11 protein-coding genes are annotated in these 16,089 nt (G+C 69.4%); 5 read left to right on the top strand and 6 right to left on the bottom strand.

All coding sequences use genetic code 11. The annotated features are described in order from the left end of the window. Positions 1 to 37 precede the first annotated feature (37 nt). A complete protein-coding gene (locus BLV63_RS12095) occupies positions 38 to 2,467 on the top strand; it encodes an FdhF/YdeP family oxidoreductase (protein WP_066215579.1) in 2,430 nt (809 codons plus the stop codon). Positions 2,468 to 2,603: 136 nt separating this feature from the next. Beyond that, on the top strand, positions 2,604 to 4,955 hold the full coding sequence (locus BLV63_RS12090) for an FdhF/YdeP family oxidoreductase (RefSeq protein WP_254780551.1): 2,352 nt from the start codon (positions 2,604 to 2,606) through the stop codon (positions 4,953 to 4,955). A 91-nt stretch (positions 4,956 to 5,046) separates the two neighbouring features. Here the strand turns inward: BLV63_RS12090 and BLV63_RS12085 are convergent, their stop codons facing one another. Further along, entirely contained in the window at positions 5,047 to 5,664 is a 618-nt protein-coding gene (locus tag BLV63_RS12085) for a GNAT family N-acetyltransferase (RefSeq protein WP_082724230.1), read from the bottom strand. Continuing rightward, the gene (locus BLV63_RS12080) at positions 5,664 to 7,796 is read right to left on the bottom strand and encodes a penicillin acylase family protein (RefSeq protein WP_066215577.1); all 2,133 of its coding nucleotides are present in this window, start codon (positions 7,794 to 7,796) and stop codon (positions 5,664 to 5,666) included. Before BLV63_RS12080 ends, BLV63_RS12085 begins: the two co-directional genes overlap by 1 nt. A 142-nt stretch (positions 7,797 to 7,938) precedes the next feature. On the opposite strand from BLV63_RS12080, the gene BLV63_RS12075 reads away from it, so the two are divergent. Beyond that, positions 7,939 to 9,063: a PQQ-dependent sugar dehydrogenase gene (locus tag BLV63_RS12075; protein WP_066215575.1), complete on the top strand. Its 1,125-nt coding sequence runs from the start codon at positions 7,939 to 7,941 to the stop codon at positions 9,061 to 9,063. 9 nt (positions 9,064 to 9,072) lie between these two features. Here the strand turns inward: BLV63_RS12075 and BLV63_RS12070 are convergent, their stop codons facing one another. Next, positions 9,073 to 10,485, bottom strand: coding sequence for an APC family permease (locus BLV63_RS12070; RefSeq protein WP_066215573.1), 1,413 nt, complete (start codon positions 10,483 to 10,485; stop codon positions 9,073 to 9,075). Positions 10,486 to 10,764: 279 nt separating this feature from the next. Between BLV63_RS12070 and BLV63_RS12065 the strand changes: the two genes are divergently transcribed. Beyond that, positions 10,765 to 11,841, top strand: coding sequence for an amidohydrolase family protein (locus tag BLV63_RS12065; protein WP_066215571.1), 1,077 nt, complete (start codon positions 10,765 to 10,767; stop codon positions 11,839 to 11,841). 135 nt (positions 11,842 to 11,976) lie between these two features. Here the strand turns inward: BLV63_RS12065 and BLV63_RS12060 are convergent, their stop codons facing one another. Together BLV63_RS12060 and BLV63_RS12055 are read right to left on the bottom strand one after the other, a co-directional pair. Beyond that, complete coding sequence (locus tag BLV63_RS12060) at positions 11,977 to 13,446, bottom strand: amino acid permease (RefSeq protein WP_082724229.1); 1,470 nt, start codon at positions 13,444 to 13,446, stop codon at positions 11,977 to 11,979. Positions 13,447 to 13,573: 127 nt separating this feature from the next. Next, positions 13,574 to 14,548 (bottom strand): GlxA family transcriptional regulator, encoded by a 975-nt coding sequence (locus BLV63_RS12055; RefSeq protein ID WP_066215569.1) that lies wholly within the window; start codon positions 14,546 to 14,548, stop codon positions 13,574 to 13,576. A gap of 130 nt (positions 14,549 to 14,678) precedes the next feature. Between BLV63_RS12055 and BLV63_RS12050 the strand changes: the two genes are divergently transcribed. Next, on the top strand, positions 14,679 to 15,302 hold the full coding sequence (locus BLV63_RS12050) for a cysteine hydrolase family protein (RefSeq protein ID WP_066215567.1): 624 nt from the start codon (positions 14,679 to 14,681) through the stop codon (positions 15,300 to 15,302). Here the strand turns inward: BLV63_RS12050 and BLV63_RS12045 are convergent. Continuing rightward, positions 15,284 to 15,916 (bottom strand): TetR/AcrR family transcriptional regulator, encoded by a 633-nt coding sequence (locus BLV63_RS12045; RefSeq protein ID WP_066215751.1) that lies wholly within the window; start codon positions 15,914 to 15,916, stop codon positions 15,284 to 15,286. The two genes, BLV63_RS12050 and BLV63_RS12045, sit on opposite strands and share 19 nt — an antisense overlap. Positions 15,917 to 16,089 lie beyond the last annotated feature (173 nt).

Genomic DNA, 16,089 nt, shown 5'->3' with positions numbered 1-16,089 from the left:
CATGGAACCGGCGTGCTCCGAGAGGTAGCCTCGGAGCATGCCGGACAGATTCAATGACGTGAAGTCCCTGGCGAGCGCCCTCCTTCCGGGCGCCGCCGCGCGACACGAGGTGAAGGACATCGACGAGGCGTCGCTCGTCGTGGAGCCGAGGGAGCGGTCCGCCGTCGGCGTTCCCGCGATCACGCACGCCATGGAGCACAGCCTCCAGCAGATGGGCCCCGTGCGCACGGTGCAGACGCTTCTGGGGATCAATCAGCCCGAGGGCTTCGACTGCATGAGCTGCGCCTGGGCCGACCCGGCGCCGGGGGAGCGCAGCCACTTCGAGTTCTGCGAGAACGGCGCCAAGGCCGTCGCCGCCGAGGCCACGCGCAAGCGGGTGCGCCCCGTGATCTTCCAACAGCACACCGTCGCGGAACTGGCCCGGCACGACGACCACTGGCTCAGCGGGCAGGGCCGCCTGACGCAGCCGCTGTTCAAAGACCTCGACTCCGAGCACTATGCGCCGATCGGCTGGGATGAGGCTTTCTCGATCATCGCCGAGCAGCTCGCGGCGCTGGACAGCCCGGATCAGGCCACGTTCTACACGTCCGGCCGCACGAGCAATGAGGCGGCATTCCTCTACCAGCTCTTCGTCCGCGGCTTCGGCACCAACAACCTGCCCGACTGTTCCAACATGTGCCACGAGTCGTCCGGCACGGCCCTCACCGAGACGATCGGCATCGGCAAGGGCTCCGTCGCGCTGGAGGACCTGGAGCGGGCCTCGCTGGTGTTCGTGGTGGGCCAAAACCCCGGCACGAACCACCCCCGCATGCTCACCGCCCTCGAGAAGGTGAAGCGGTCCGGTGGCACCATCGTGGCCGTCAACCCCCTGCCGGAGGCGGGCCTCATCCGGTATCGCAATCCTCAGAAGGTGCGGGGTGTGCTCGGCTCGGGCACCGCGCTCGCGGACCATCACCTGCAGATCCGGCTCGGCGGGGACCAGGCTCTGTTCCGTGGCTTCGGCAAAGTCCTCCTCGAAGCGGAACGCGCCGGGGAACACTCGCCGGGGCTGAGCACCGTCTTCGACCACGACTTCATCGCCGCCCACACCACGGGATTCGACGACTGGCTCGCTCTGGTGGAGGGCACGCCGTGGGCCGACATCGAGGAAGCCACGGGGATCCCTGAGGAACGGATCCGGGAGATCGGCAGGCTCCTGCTGTCCTCGGACCGCACCGTCGTCTCCTGGGCCATGGGTCTCACCCAGCACCGGCACTCGGTGCAGACCATCCAGGAGGTGGTCAACGTCATCCTGGCCCAGGGCAACATCGGGCGGCCGGGCGCCGGCCTGCTTCCGGTCCGCGGCCACTCCAACGTCCAGGGCGACCGCACCATGGGCATCTTCGAGCGCATGCCGGAGTGGTTCCACGACTCCCTGGACGCACGGTTCGGATTCCAGAGTCCGCGACGGCACGGCCATGACGTGGTCGACTCCGTCCGCGGGATGCGGGATGGCCGGATCCGGGTGTTCATCGGCATGGGCGGCAACTTCGTCAAGGCGGCGCCGGACAGTGCCGTGACCGAGGCCGCGCTCGCATCCTGCGACCTCACCGTCCAGGTGTCGACCAAGCTCAACCACTCCCACTTCCTCACGGGCAAGCGAGCACTGATCCTGCCGACGCTCGGCCGGACCGACCGCGATCTGCAGGCGAGCGGCCCGCAGAGGGTGACCGTGGAGGACTCCATGAGCATGGTGCACGCCTCGCAGGGCCGCCTCGAGCCGCCGTCGCCGGAGCTGCTGTCCGAGGTGGCGATCGTCGCCCGGCTCGCGCTCGCGGTGCTGTGCGACGCCGAGGGGCGGCCGAAGCCCGGCACGCCGCAGATCGATTGGCGCGCCGCGGCGGACGATTACCGGCTGATCCGCGAGCACATCCAGGCCGTCATCCCCGGATTCGAGGCTTTCGAGGAGCGCATCGACGTCCCCGGCGGCTTCAAGCTTCCGCACGGTCCGCAGGATTCGCGGACCTTCACCACCACGGATGCCAAAGCCCATTTCACGGCCTCGGAGCTTGACTGGATCCCGGTCCCGGAAGGATGCCTGATCCTGCAGACCCTCCGTTCGCACGATCAGTACAACACCACGGTCTACAGCCAGGACGACAGGTACCGGGGCATCCACGGCGGCCGCCGCGTGGTCTTCCTCAACGAGACAGACTGCCGGGAACTCGGCGTGGCGGACGGGCAGTTCGTGGACCTCGTGTCCGTGTGGGACGACGGCGTGGAGCGCCGGGCGCCCCGCTTCCGCGTGGTCGAATACGACACGGTCAAAGGTTCTGCCGCGGCGTACTACCCGGAGACCAATGTGCTTGTGCCGCTCGACTCCCAGGCGATCGGATCCGGCACCCCGGCGTCGAAATCGGTGGTGATCAAGCTGGAGCTCAGCGCGGTGCAGAAACCGCTGGAACCGCTGGTCGAAAGCGGTTTCTGAACGGCGCGGCCACATGACACGGGCCCGGTGTCGGCCTTTGCCGGTGAAGGCGGTCCGCCGCCGTGCCGGACGTTGAAACGGGCTGTGCCAGGTGAGAAGGTGAGGTGACCGGATCACGGGATTGAAGGAGCCTGCAGTGGGAAGTCTTGATGAATCGACGGCGGGACGCGCCGCGTCCGATGGCCTGATGCCGGAGGAGCCGCGGCAGGGTGGTTACGGCCCCGTCGCCAAGGGCGAGCCCTCCCAGCATCCGTACCATCACCCGGCCGCGGCCTGGGGCGCGGCGACGTCGGTGATGAAGGTCCTCATCCGTGAGAAGGAACTGCTGGCCGGCTCGAAGGCCATGTTCAGCATGAACCACCCGATCAAGGGCTTCGACTGCCCCGGGTGCGCGTGGCCGGATGACAACAAGGGCCTCAAACTGGACATCTGTGAGAACGGCATCAAGCACGTCACGTGGGAGATGACCCACAAGCGGGTGGACCGCGAGTTCTTCGCCGCGCACACGGTGTCCGAGCTCGCCGACTGGACCGACTTCGATCTGGAGAACCAGGGCCGTCTCACGGAACCCATGGTGTACGACCCGGAGACGGACCACTACGTGCCGATCACCTGGCAGGAAGCCTTCGCCCTGGTGGGCGACGAGCTGCGGGGCCTGGACAGCCCGGATGAGGCCACCTATTACACCTCGGGCCGTCTCAGCAATGAGGCCACCTTCCTGTACCAGCTGATGGCGCGCGAACTCGGCACCAACAACCTGCCGGACTGCTCCAACATGTGCCACGAGGCTTCCGGCCGGGCGCTCAAGGCCTCGATCGGAACGGGCAAGGGGACGGCGGACCTGGAGGACTGGGAGACGTGTGACGCCCTCTTCATCCTCGGCGTCAACGCCGCCTCCAACGCTCCGCGCATGCTGACCGCCCTCTCCGAGGCCGTCAAGCGCGGCGCCGAGGTCGTGCACATCAACCCGCTCATCGAGGCGGGCGCCACCCGGACGATCGTGCCCCACGACATCGTGGACATGGCCACGTTCAAGACGCGCCCCACGAGCACCTTGAACCTCCAGGTGCGTCCGGGCGGCGACCTGGCCCTGATCCGCGCGATGGCGAAGGCCACCCTCGAGGCGGCGGAGCAGGATCCGTCGGTCCTGGACGCCGGATTCCTCGAGAGCCTCACCGAGGGCTTCGACGAGTACCGTGAGCTGCTCGCCCGGACCAGCTGGGCCGAGCTCGCCCTGCAGGCCGGCCTCAGCGAAGCCGATCTGCGCAAGGCCGCGGACATCTACCTCAAGTCCGAGCGGAGCATCATCAGCTGGTGCCTCGGTGTGACCCAGCACGAGCACGGCGTGGACACGGCTCGCGAGATCGTGAATCTGCTGCTGCTCAAGGGCAACATCGGCCGCGAGGGCACCGGCCCGTCGCCCGTCCGCGGTCACAGCAATGTGCAGGGCAACAGGACCTGCGGCATCGACCACCGCCCGTCGGACGAGTTCCTCGACCGGCTCGCGGAGGTCTGCGGCATCACTCCTCCGCGCCACCACGGCCTGGACACGGTGCGCACCATCCAGGGGATGCTGGACGGCACCGTGAAGGTGTTCGTGGGCATGGGCGGCAACTTCGTGCTGGCTGCGCCCGACACCGCCCGCACGGCGGAAGGTCTGCGTCAGTGTGAGCTGACGGTCCAGGTCAGCACCAAGCTCAACCGCAGCCACCTGGTGCACGGCCGCAAGGCCCTCATCCTGCCGTGCCTGGGCCGGACCGAACGCGACCAGCAGGCCACCGGCCTCCAGGGGGTCACCGTGGAGGACGCCATGAGCATGGTGCACCTCTCCATCGGCCGTAAGCAGCCGGCGTCGACCCATCTGCTGTCCGAGCCGGCGATCATCGCCGGGATGGCCCGCGCCGCCCTGCCGGACAGTGCCACTCCCTGGGAGTGGTACGTGGAGGACTACGACCGCATCCGCGATGTCATGGCCAAGGCCCTGCCCGGCTTTGAAGGCTTCAACGAGCTGATCCAGCAGCCGCTCGGTTTCCGCATTCCGCAGCCCGCCCGGGAGCGCGTGTTCCTGACGCCGTCGGGCCGCGCCGAGTTCTCCTTGGCACCCCTGCCGGATGTGATCCCGGAGGCGGAGGACATGCTGGTTCTGCAGACCATGCGGTCCCACGATCAGTGGAACACCACGATCTACTCCAACGATGACCGCTACCGTGGCGTCAAGAACCTCAGGGAACTCGTGTTCCTGAACGAGGAGGACATGCGGGCGCGCGGCATCGAAGAGGGGTCCCTGGTGGACATCGTCGCCACGTCGAAGGATGGTTCGGAGCGCTCCGTGCGCCAGTACCGCGCGCTGCGCTACGACCTGCCGCGCGGCAGCGCCGCCGGGTACATGCCGGAGATGAACGTCCTGATCGGTCTGGCCGACTACAGCACGCAGAGCGACCAGCCCCTGATGAAGAACGTCAAGGTGCGCGTCGCGCCGTCGGCCTGACGGAAGCGCTGCGGCCGATCCGCAGCCGAAACCATGGTGCCGGCGTCCTCCCGTGGAGGGCGCCGGCACCGTCGTGTCCCGGGGCGTGCCGTCAGGACAGTGGGTTCCCGACGGCGGGCAGCCGCTCGAACACCTCGCGGCGGAGGAAGAACAACTGGGCCTGCTTGTCCGGCAGCTCGATGACCGGGCCGGGCTCGAAACCGCTTCCGGTCAGCCGCGCGAGGGCTTTGTCATTGCGGACATCGGGTTCAACGACGATCCGGCGCGCACCCGTCGTCGCGAACAGGTGCCCGATGAAGTGCAGGACCAGCCACGGGGTGAGCCCCGGCCGTGGCTCCCGCGCCGGCGCCATGAACAGGTGGATCCCTAGGTCGCCCACCTGCGGCTCGTAGGCCTCACCGACCGGGTCGTGGAAGGGGTCGTAGCTCTGGAACAGCGCCACCGGTTCCTCGTCGAGCGAAAGGAGGAAGGCGTGGTGGGTCGGCAGTGAGTCCAGGAAGCGGTACACCTCCACCACCTCGTCCCGCGTGTACTCCGTCATCCCCCAGAACCGGGCGCGGTCCTGCGTGACCCACGAGTGGATCAGATCGCCGTCCTCCTCGGGCCGGACCGGCAGGATGCGGACCCGGTCCGAGGAGCGCTCGGTCGCGGTGGATCCGCCGGTCTCCGGCGCGCGGCCGTCCGTGGGGTGCGTCGTGGTCTCGGGCATCAGGTCTCCAAGGTGAGTCGGTCCCAGTCGGTGATGACGGGGAGGAGTTCTCCAGCGGCCCAGAGCGGCAGCTGGTCGAGGAAGTGAGGGCCTGCGGGGGTTCCGTCGGCGCCGAACGGGACGATCCAGCGGCTCTTCTGCCGGTCCGAGAGATCCCAGACGTAGCGGGCCGCGGAACCCCGGAAGCACAGATGGCCTCCGCCCGGCACGCTCTCGTTCGCCATCACGCACGCGGCGTCGCCGGCCAGAGGAGTCGAGGGCAGCGAGGCGGCCGCGGACGCGGGGAACCGGTGCAGAGGGTGCAGGCGGTGCAGTTCACCCCAGGCCGGGGTGCCCGCACCGTCGGCCAGCTGCACCGGGAGCGCCGCTTCGAGGGCGGCCGCCGCTTCCTGAGGCAGATCGAGGCCGTCCGGGACCGGGCCCGCGATGAGGGTTTCGAGGGCGAGGCCGAGCCGCCCGGTGAGTGCCAGCCAGGGTGCGAACACCGGGGAATGACCGGTGGGTGTCCGGAGCGGCTCGAACACCGGGTGGGCCGCCAGGCGGTGGACCAGCGTGTCCCGCCAGAGGGCGAAGACCGCCGCTGTTCCGCTGTCGGCGTCCATGTGGCCGTCCCAGGTCAGGAGGTCGTCCAGGGTCCGTCGGGCCGCGGGGGACAGCGTCTCGGGATCCAGGCCCGCGAGCAGAGACCGGAAGGCGGGCAGCGAGCCGAGCCGTGTGTCGCTGTGGATGCGGCGCATGTCGTCGGGTCCGAGCAGCGGGACCTGGGCGCCGTCGTCGTCCGCGTGGAGAAGGCCGGCGATGCGCGCGGCGCGGTGAGCGGGGGCGAACTCGAGTGCGATGTCCGCTCCGAGGGCGGCGGCGCGGTCGTTGGCGCTGACCGCCACCGTGTCCACGTCCCGCGAGGGGAGAGGCAGGTACGTGCCCTCCCACTGATGAGCCTCCGACCACGCGGGGACCGGCGTCACGCGATTCTCCGGCGAACGCTGCGGGACCTTTCCGGCGAGGACATGCCGCACGGCACCCTGGGTGTCCGCCACGAGCATGCTGTTGACGGGTTCCACCCACGCGTCCAGGGCGCGTTCGACGTCGGCGGCCCGGGTGCTGCGGAGCATCGGCAGGAGAGCCTCGAACCCCAGCTGCGAGGTCACCCGGGCGGGCGTCCGCAGGCTCAGCCCCGACGCGGACTCCCCGTCGGCTGGACCGGGGAGTCCCGCGATCAGCGGTCCTCGGGACGTCTCGGCGATCTCGACCGTCACAGGATCAGCGCCCCGGACGAGGACCTCCTCGGTGCGCGTGGCGACCGGCTCCCAGCCGCTTGGACCGAACGCCTCGAGCCCGGTCGGCCCGGAGCGGCGCAGCTTCTCCCGGAAGAGGTCTTGGTAATCGGCCATGGAGTTCGTGATCGCCCACGCGACACCGCCTGCGTGACCGAAGTGCGGCAGGCCCGGGACTCCGGGGAAGGCGAGCCCGACGACGTCGAACTCCGGGCAGGAGAGGCGTACCTGCTGGTAGACGCCCGGTATCTCGAGGAGACGGTGTGGATCGCCCGCGACGAGCGGGGCGCCGTCGGTGGTTCGTGAACCGTGCACGGCCCAAGCGTTGCTGCCGGAGAGCACCGGGGCCTCCTGGGAGAACAGCGCGACCGCCTCCGGCCCCAGGGTGTCCGCCACGTGCTCGCGGAAGAGCTTGTGGGGGAAGGTCGAGAACAGGATGTGGTTGACCAGGAACACCGCCAGGGGTGTCCATGGCGCCCACGGCCCGGGTGCGGTGCCGCTCTCGGTGAACTCCGCGCCGTTCCGCCGCCCCTCCGCGAGGGCCTGGTTGACCCCGTCGACGTAGCGGCTGCACCAGCGGCGCGTCCCGTCGTCGAGGGCGTGGAAGCAGGCCCGGGCGGTGTCCGTCAGCATCGCCTGGCGGGCGAAACGGTCCCACGCGACGCCGTCGGGCCCGGTCATCTCCGCGACCCTGCCCTCCGCATGCCAGCGGTCCATTTCGAGCTGCCAGGACCGGTCGCATGCGGCGTTCCAGCCTTGGAGGAACGCGAGGTCATCGGCCGAGTCCGCCCGCAGGTGGGGGATTCCCCACGGGTCGCGATAGACGGCAGGGGAGGGCCCGGAGGAAGGGGCGGTCATCGGTCACGCTCTCAAGATAAGGTTAGGCTTACTTAAGATGAGAAGGTAGCCTGAAGCGTGAGAACCGGGCAAATCGGCGTTAGTCTGGGGCCACGAAAGGCCTGAGCCGCGGAGGCAGGCAGGTGCTGCGGAAGGGGGCGCCATGGGCGAGGAACCGACCCGGCGCGGTGCGCTGGCGGCAGGAGCCCTGCTGGCGGCCGGCTTTCTGACGTCCTGCACCTCGGGTCCGGGAGGCGGAACCGGCGCGACCGCGACATCCGGTCCTGCGCCATCCGGTCCTGCGCCGTCCGGTCCTGCCTCCAGCCTGGCGCCCGAGGACGTCGTCACCGGTTTGAGCGCACCCTGGGATCTCGTGTTCCTCGACGGCTCGGCCCTGGTGAGCGAACGGGACAGCGGGCGGATCGTGGAGATCGTGCGGGAGGGCGACGGCCCGGCGCGCACCCGCGCCGTGGGCACGGTACCCGGTGTCACGCACGTGGGGGAGGGTGGCCTGCTCGGTCTCGCCGTCGGCGCCGGGCGCACGCTCTACGCCTTCTCCACCGCGAAGGACGGCAATCGCCTGCAGCGGTTCCCTCTCACCGGAGCCGCGGGGTCCTTCGGACTGGGCCGCGCCGAGACCATCCTGAGCGGCATTCCCGCGGCGAGGTTCCATCACGGCGGCCGCATCGCTTTCGGTCCCGACGGGATGCTCTACGCCGGGGTCGGGGACGCCCAGGAGCCGGACAAGGCCCAGGACGTCCGGTCCGTGCAGGGCAAGATCCTGCGTCTCGCACCGGACGGGACGGTGCCCGCGGACAACCCGTTCCCCGGTTCGCTCACGTACAGCTACGGCCACCGCAACGTCCAGGGCCTCGCCTGGACGCCGGACGGCCGTCTCTTCGCCAGTGAATTCGGGCAGAACACGTGGGACGAGCTCAATGAGATCGTGCCGGGCGGAAACTACGGCTGGCCGCTCGCGGAGGGGATCGCCCACCGTTCGGGGCTCCGTGATCCCGTGCAGCAATGGGTGCCGTCGGAGGCGAGCCCGAGCGGCCTGGCGTTCCTGGACGGGGCGTTCTACCTGGCCAATCTCAAAGGTCAGTCGCTGCGCCGGGTGCCGCTCGCCGACCCGGGCCGCTCGGAGGTTCTACTGCGCGGGGACCTGGGCCGTTTGCGGACGGTCGTGCCCGCTCCCGACGGTTCCCTCTGGATCCTGACGAACAACACCGACGGCCGGGGCTCGCCCCGGGCGGGAGACGACCGCGTCGTGCGGCTCCCGCTGCGGTGAGGCGCTCGCTCACGCCGGCGCGACGGCGGGCTCCTCGTCGCGCGCCGGCCGCGCGTCGTCGGCGTCCCCCTCCTCGAACGCCAGGGCGAGTGCCCCGCGGGCCTTCTTGCGCCGGAGCAGGAAGATAACGGCGCCGATCACGAGCCACGAGCCGCCCAGCACGTAGGTGAACCAGGCCAGCGAGGTCCACAGCCAGGCGATGAAGGCGAAGCCGATGAGCGGCATGACGAGGTGGCGCAGGGTGCCCGCGACGCCACGTTTCCGCTCGTCGAAGAACAGGACCTTGATGGTGGCGAGGTTGACCATGGCGAAGGCGATGAGGGCCCCGAAATTGATCATGTAGACCGCCTGGTCGAGGGTGATGAACAGGGCCACCAGGGAGACGATGGAGACCACGAGCGACGCGACCACCGGGGTGCGGAAGCGGGGGTGGAGCCGGGCGAAGGCTCCGGGCAGGATGCCGTCGCGGCCCATGGCGAAGATGACGCGGCTGACGCTCATCTGGGCCGCCGTGCCGCAGAGGACCAGGCCCGTCAGATTCACCAGGACGAACACCACCATGAGGACGTCCCCGCCGGCCTTCTGCATGAGTTCGGTGCCCGCGGCGTCCAGGTTCTGCAGGGACTTCCAGTCCGGGACGATGAGGCTGCCGGCCACGGAGAAGAGCGTGTAGCCGATCCCGGCGAAAAGAGTGGAGAGGACGATGCCCCGCGGCACGTTCCGCTGCGGGTCACGGGTCTCCTCGGACAGGGTGGACACGCCGTCGAAGCCCAGGAACGCGAAGGCCACGATCGCCGCGGCCGCCATGACCGGGCTGATGCCCCCGGCGCCGAGGGACAGGGGCCGGATGACGTGATCCAGATCGAGACTCGGGGCGTTGACGACCGCGAGGATCAAGAACGCGAGGATCACGAGAGCCGACGCGATGACCACGACGAAGTTCATGCGTTTCACCCAGCCCACCCCGATCACGCTGAACACGCCCACCACCAGGAGGCAGGCGAGGACGGCCACGGCGGGAGGAACCGCGGTGAAGAGGCTGTTGAAGTAGAGACCGAAGATCAGGAAGTTGACCATGGGCAGGAAGAGGTAGTCCAGCAGCATCGCCCAGCCCACGAGGAACCCGGTGGGGGAGCCGAAGGCGCGGGAGGTGTAGGCGTAGGCGCCGCCGGTGAGTGGGACGTGGCGGGCCATGCGCCCGTAGCTGTGTGCGGTGAACAGCATCGCGACCACCGCCATCACATACGCGGCCGGCAGGTGACCGTCGCTGATCGCGGTCCCGGAGCCGTACACCGAGACCACGGACAGGATGCCCATCGAGGTCAGGCCGAAGGCGATGAGGGAGGGCAGCCCCAGGACCCTCTTGAGGGTGGTGGGGCTCTGGCCCCCAGGGGCCTGGGAGGTGCTGCTGGGTGTGGACATGGGCTCTCCTGCGGTGTGCGATGCGGCTCACATAAATGAACGACGTTCATCAGAGTAAGGCAGATCACATCCAGTGTCCATATTTGGTATTCCATAATTTTCGCCCCATCCGGGAAGGCTTTCTTGCGGCGCCCTCGGATCGCCGGAACGTCGGTCGGCTCAAATCGCGCTCCGGCCGGGCCGTGGCTCGCCTTTCGCCCTTCGTTGAGTTGGTATACCGTTCAGGTGGTCAGATGGTGGCCGATGGCGTCGTGAGCTTAGTGGGAGGCAGGGAGTTCGATGAGCAAGGAAGTGCAGTCGGTGGCGGTCGGGGTCGGGGGTGGGGTCCTCCGCACTCCCGGGTTCGTGGATGCCCACATCCACCCGGACAAGACGACCTGGGGCTCCGGCTGGCTGTCGCGTCGTCCCGCTCCGGAACTCCGCGACCTCATCAGCAACGATCTCGAGGCGCAGCTGGCGTTCCAGGACGGCGTCGAGGAACGGGCGTACGCCCTCATGAGCCAGGCCGCGCGGAACGGCACCATGGCGATGCGCGCCCACGTGGATGTGGGGACGCAGATCGGGCTTCGCAACATCCATGGCGTCCGCGCGGCGGCCGACCGGCTGGGATCGAGCCTCCAGGTCCAGATCGTGGCCTTCCCTCAGTTCGGCCTGCTCAGCAATCCCGGCACGCTGGACCTCCTGCGCGCGTCGCTCCGTGAAGGCGCCGATCTGGTGGGCGGGATCGACCCGCAGTCCCTGGACGGCGATCTGCACGCGCACCTCGACGCGGTCTTCGGCCTGGCGCGTGCACAGGGCCGCGACGTCGACATCCACCTCCACGACATGGGCTCCGACGCGCTGGCCCAACTGCGCGAGATCGCCCGCCGGACGGTCTCCGAGGGGATGCAGGGGCGCGTGACGATCGGTCACGCTTTCGCCCTGTGCGACACCGCCGAGCCCGATCTTCCCCGCACGCTCGACGCGCTCGCGGACGCAGGGATCTGGATGGCCACCTGCGCGCTGGGGGCCGACCCGGTCCCCGTGCTGGACGTGCTCGAACGCCATGGTGTCCGGGTGGCGCTGGGATCGGACGGGGTGCGGGACAGCTGGTCGCCGTTCGGCACCGGAAGCATGGTGGACCGTGCGCATCTGCTCGGGTACCGCACGGGCGCGCTCACCGACGCCGAGCTGGAGCGCTGCCTGCGGATCGCCACGGTCAGCGGGGCCGAACTGGTGGGCGTGCCGGAAGTCCTCGGGTTCACCGCAGGGGGAGCGAACCGGGTCGAATTCGCCGCATCCTCCGGCGCGCAGCTCGTCGTGGACCGGCCGGCCCCCGTGCGCGTGGTGCGTGGCGGGAAGGATCTGGTGATCTGAGCGGCGCCGCCCGACCGGCGGCCGCCGGCCCGGGCCGACCGGACCGCCACACGACGACGGCACCGCCCACCGAGGTGAGCGGCGCCGTCGTCGTACGCAGGGCGACCGTACGTCCGGCCTCCTGGGAGGCGACCGTCAGACGTCTTCGGCGACCTCGAGCTCGATCCGCCCGGCATGCCGTGGCTTGATGGCGACCAGGTAGACGACCGTCAGCGCCGCGGCCAGGACCACGCCCACCAGGAGGGCGAGCCGTCCGGTGTCCGAGAACAGCAGGACCACGAGGACGAAGGCCATGAACGCCAGCGCGATCCAGCTCAGGACGGGCCAGGCGGGCATCCGGTACGCGCCGCTGCCCACGCGCGCTCCCCGGAGCTCGCGACGCATCCGGTAGTGCGAGACGAGGATCATCACCCAGGTGAAGACGGTCGCGAAAGACGCGATGGACGCCACCAGGAGGAACAGGGTGTCCGGGATCAGGAGGAAGGCGACCAGGCCCAGGATGAGGCCGCTGAACACCATGGTGACGGGCAGGAAAGGCACGCCGGTGCGGCTCAGCTTCAGGAAGCTCCGTGGGGCCTGACCCTGCTGGGCCAGCCCGTACAGCGTGCGGATGAGCGTGTAGGTGATCGCATTCATGGCGGAGAGCGCCGCCGTGAGGACCACGGCGTTGATGATGTGCTCCGCCGCGGGGATGTTGAGGCCGGTGAACACCTGGACGAAGGGGCTGCCCTGCGTGCCGATCTTCCTCCAGGGGAACAGGCAGAACATGACGCCGAGGGAGAGGATGTAGAAGATCAGGATGCGGAACGGCACGGAGTTCACGGCCTTCGGGATCGCCTTCCCAGGGTCGCCGGTCTCGCCCGCGGTCATGCCGAGGGTCTCCACGCCGCCGAAGCTGAACACGACGATCGCGAGGCTCATGACGATGCCCCACACGCCGAAGGGCGCGAAGCCGCCGTCGTCCACCAGGTGGTGCAGCCCGGGCTGGACTCCGCCCATCGAGACGCCGAAGACGATCAGGCCGATGCCGCCGACGATCATCGCGATGATGGTGACGACTTTGATGAGGGAGAACCAGAATTCGAGCTCGCCGAACACGCTCACCTGGAGCAGGTTCAGGCCGCAGATGATGAGCATGGCCGCGAGCATCCAGACCCAGCCGGGCGTGCTGGGGAACCACAGCCCCATGTATTTGCCGGCCGCCACCATGTCCGCGATGGCCACCATGAGCATCTCGAAAGCGAACACCCAGCCGGTCAGAAATCCGGCGAGGGGGGAGATGTAGCGGTCCGCGTACTGGGCGAAGGAGCCCGCCACCGGATGGCGGACGGCCATCTCGCCGAGCGCGCGCATGACGATGAACACCATCGCGCCGGCGACGATGTACGCCAGGAGCACGGCCGGACCGGCGGCCTTGATGGTCTCCGAAGATCCATAGAAGAGACCCGTGCCGATGGCGGATCCGAGCGCGATGAAACGGATGTGGCGCGTGGACAGACGGCGCTGCAGATCGGCTGCCGGACCGGAGGAATCCGGTGCGGGGAAGGACGTGCGGACACTGCGCTGTGCCGTCGTGCGTCCCTGAGCTTGAGGTGATTGATTCATGACTCACGTTCCGGGGAGGAGTGGTTTACCCGCAGAACTTTTCCACAGGCGTCCGGCAATGCCCAAAATCGGGCCGCGCCGGTGGTCGGCGGCTTGGGGGGATTGCGCGAGCGCCGCGGCGACGCGGTCAGACACCCGCGGGCACGCCGAACTCCTCGCGGTAGCGGCTCGGGGTGGTGTCCAGGTGCCGGGCGAAGTGCTCCCGGAGCCGTGCGGCGGTTCCGAACCCCGCGCGCCGTGCGACGGATTCGATGTCCAGGGCGGAACTTTCCAGGAGTTCCCGCGCCAGTGCCAGGCGCTGGGTCACCAGCCACTGGTGGACGGTGGTGCCGGTCCTGGCGCGGAAGGAGCGGGTGAAGGTGCTCCGGCTCTGATGGGCCCGTGCGGCCAGCGCGTCGATTCCGAGCGGCTCGTGCAGGCGGTCCAATGCCCAGGTCATAGCGCCGGTGACCGGATCGGACTCCTCGCGGGGCACCGGCGCCTCGATGAACTGGGCCTGACCGCCGGGACGGTGTGGGGCGGCGACGATCCTGCGCGCCACGCGGTTGGCCGTCTCCTGGCCGCGGTGCCGGGCGAGGAGGTGCAGGCACGTGTCGATCCCGGCGGTCGCGCCGGCCCCGGTCACGAGGCTGCCTTCGTCCACATACAGCCGTTCCGGGCTCAGCCGGACGGCGGGGAATCGATCGCGGAACGTCCCGGTCCAGCTCCAGTGGGTGGTGGCCTCCCGGCCGTCCAGCAGGCCGCTGTCCGCCACCACGAAGACCCCGAGGCACAGCCCCACCACGACCGCTCCTCGCTCATGGGCGCGGCGCAGAGCGTCGGTGACGTCCGAGGGCGCTGCCGTCGTGGGGTCGGACCACCACGGCACCACGACCAGATCGGCGTCGTCGAGCGCTTCCAGGCCGCGCTCCACGAGCAGGGAGTAGCCCGCGCCGGTGCGCAGCGGCCCGGGCCGCCGGCCCACCACCGTGATGTCCCAGGGCTCCATCGCCCCGCGGGGCGACTCGGACCCCCAGACGAGGGACGGCACCGAGAGGTGGAAGGGGTTGATCCCGTCGAAGGCGAGGACGGCGACGCGCGGTGCGGCAGCGGTGTGGTGCATGGTGCCTCCTAGTCCCGGGCCATGAGGGTGACCTCGAATCGATGATTCCTGACCCGAATCATACTGTCCGTGCTTGATCGGCTCAGGAAACATGGTGTCCACCAGCAGTCATCACCAAGGAGAGACGATCATGACCAGTGCCACCCTGCGCGAACTCGGCCACGAGACCACCACGCCTGCGGACTTGAGCCGCGCCACCGTCATTCTGGTGGACTACCAGAACACGTACACGCGGGGCGTGATGGAACTCGACGGCTGGGAGGCGGCCCTGCAGGAGGCTTCCGCGTTGCTGGAGCGCGCCCGCGCGGCAGGATCCACCATCCTTCACGTGGTGCACGACGGTGGCGCCGGCAGTCCGTACGACCTGAAGCAGGAAGTGGGGCGCATCCACCCGGCGGTAGCTCCGCGGGAGGGTGAAGAGGTGGTGGTCAAGACGGCGCCGAACTCCTTCGTCGGCACGCGCCTGGGGGAACTCGTCGACGCGGCGGGATGGAATGACGTCGTGATCGCGGGCTTCATGACCCACATGTGCGTCACCTTCACCGCGGAAGGCGCCTTGCTGCGGGGCAATGCCCCCACCGTGGTGGCCCGCGCCTGCGCCACCCGTTCCCTCCCGTCCGTGGCCGGTCCGGTCACCTCGGAGGAGCTCCACCGGGCAGCCCTGGCCACGATCGGAGACGTGTACGGCGTGGTCGTGGAAGGTGCGGCTGATCTGCCTGCCGGGGCAGCGGGAGATCAGGCGCCGTCTGCGTGAGGGGCCTGGTGCGCCGCCAGCCGGGCGCGCAGCACGGTGAGGAGCATCTCCAGCCCGATTTCGAACGCCTGGTCACTCCTGGTTTTGCCGCTCGGCTGCAGGGCCAGCAGGCGCGCCAGATGCAACGTGGGCGTGGTCGGCTCCCAGACGTCCTCGGGGGCGGCGTAGTCGAGGCCCGAGCCGAGCGCGAAGGCGTCGAGCAGCTGGATCAGCACCAGCACCTCGTCGTCGGGGAATCCGCCCCGGAGAAGGATCCCCGCCATGTGGTCGTAGGAGGCGATGGCGGCGGCGTCGGTGACCGTCTCCGTGACGATGAGCGGCACGATGTGCGGGTGTTCCGTGTACATGCGCCGCTCGGAGCGGACGAGCAGTTCGACGGCTTCGTCCCACGGCAGCTCCTCCGGGATGTCGCTCATGTACCGCTCCACGAGCCGGCCGCGCACGAGCTCGATGATCGCCCGCCGGCCGTCCAAGTGGTTGTAGAGCGAGGACGGCTGGACGCTCAGCGCCCGGGCGAGGGCGTTCACGCCGAACGGCTTCCCTGAATCGATGAGTTCCATGGCGGCGTCGGCGATGCGAGCCGCCGTGAGGACGGGGGTCCGGGGACGTGCCATGGGCTGCTTTCGGAAGGCGATCGGGGTGAGGGCGCGCGACACCGGTCTCCGCCGCCGTCGTGCATCGTCCAGCCTAGCGCGGGGCGGGTGAGTCCGGCCTGGCGCAGCGCCCCGGGGGGACGGAAGTCCACGCCGGGCGGGCGGGGCTTCCCATTTGAGGTGACGTGGGTCAT

It is taken from the genome of Arthrobacter woluwensis, from assembly GCF_900105345.1.
Classification (GTDB): Bacteria; Actinomycetota; Actinomycetes; order Actinomycetales; family Micrococcaceae; genus Arthrobacter_E; species Arthrobacter_E woluwensis.
This window is presented reverse-complemented; position numbering and strand designations above follow the sequence as displayed.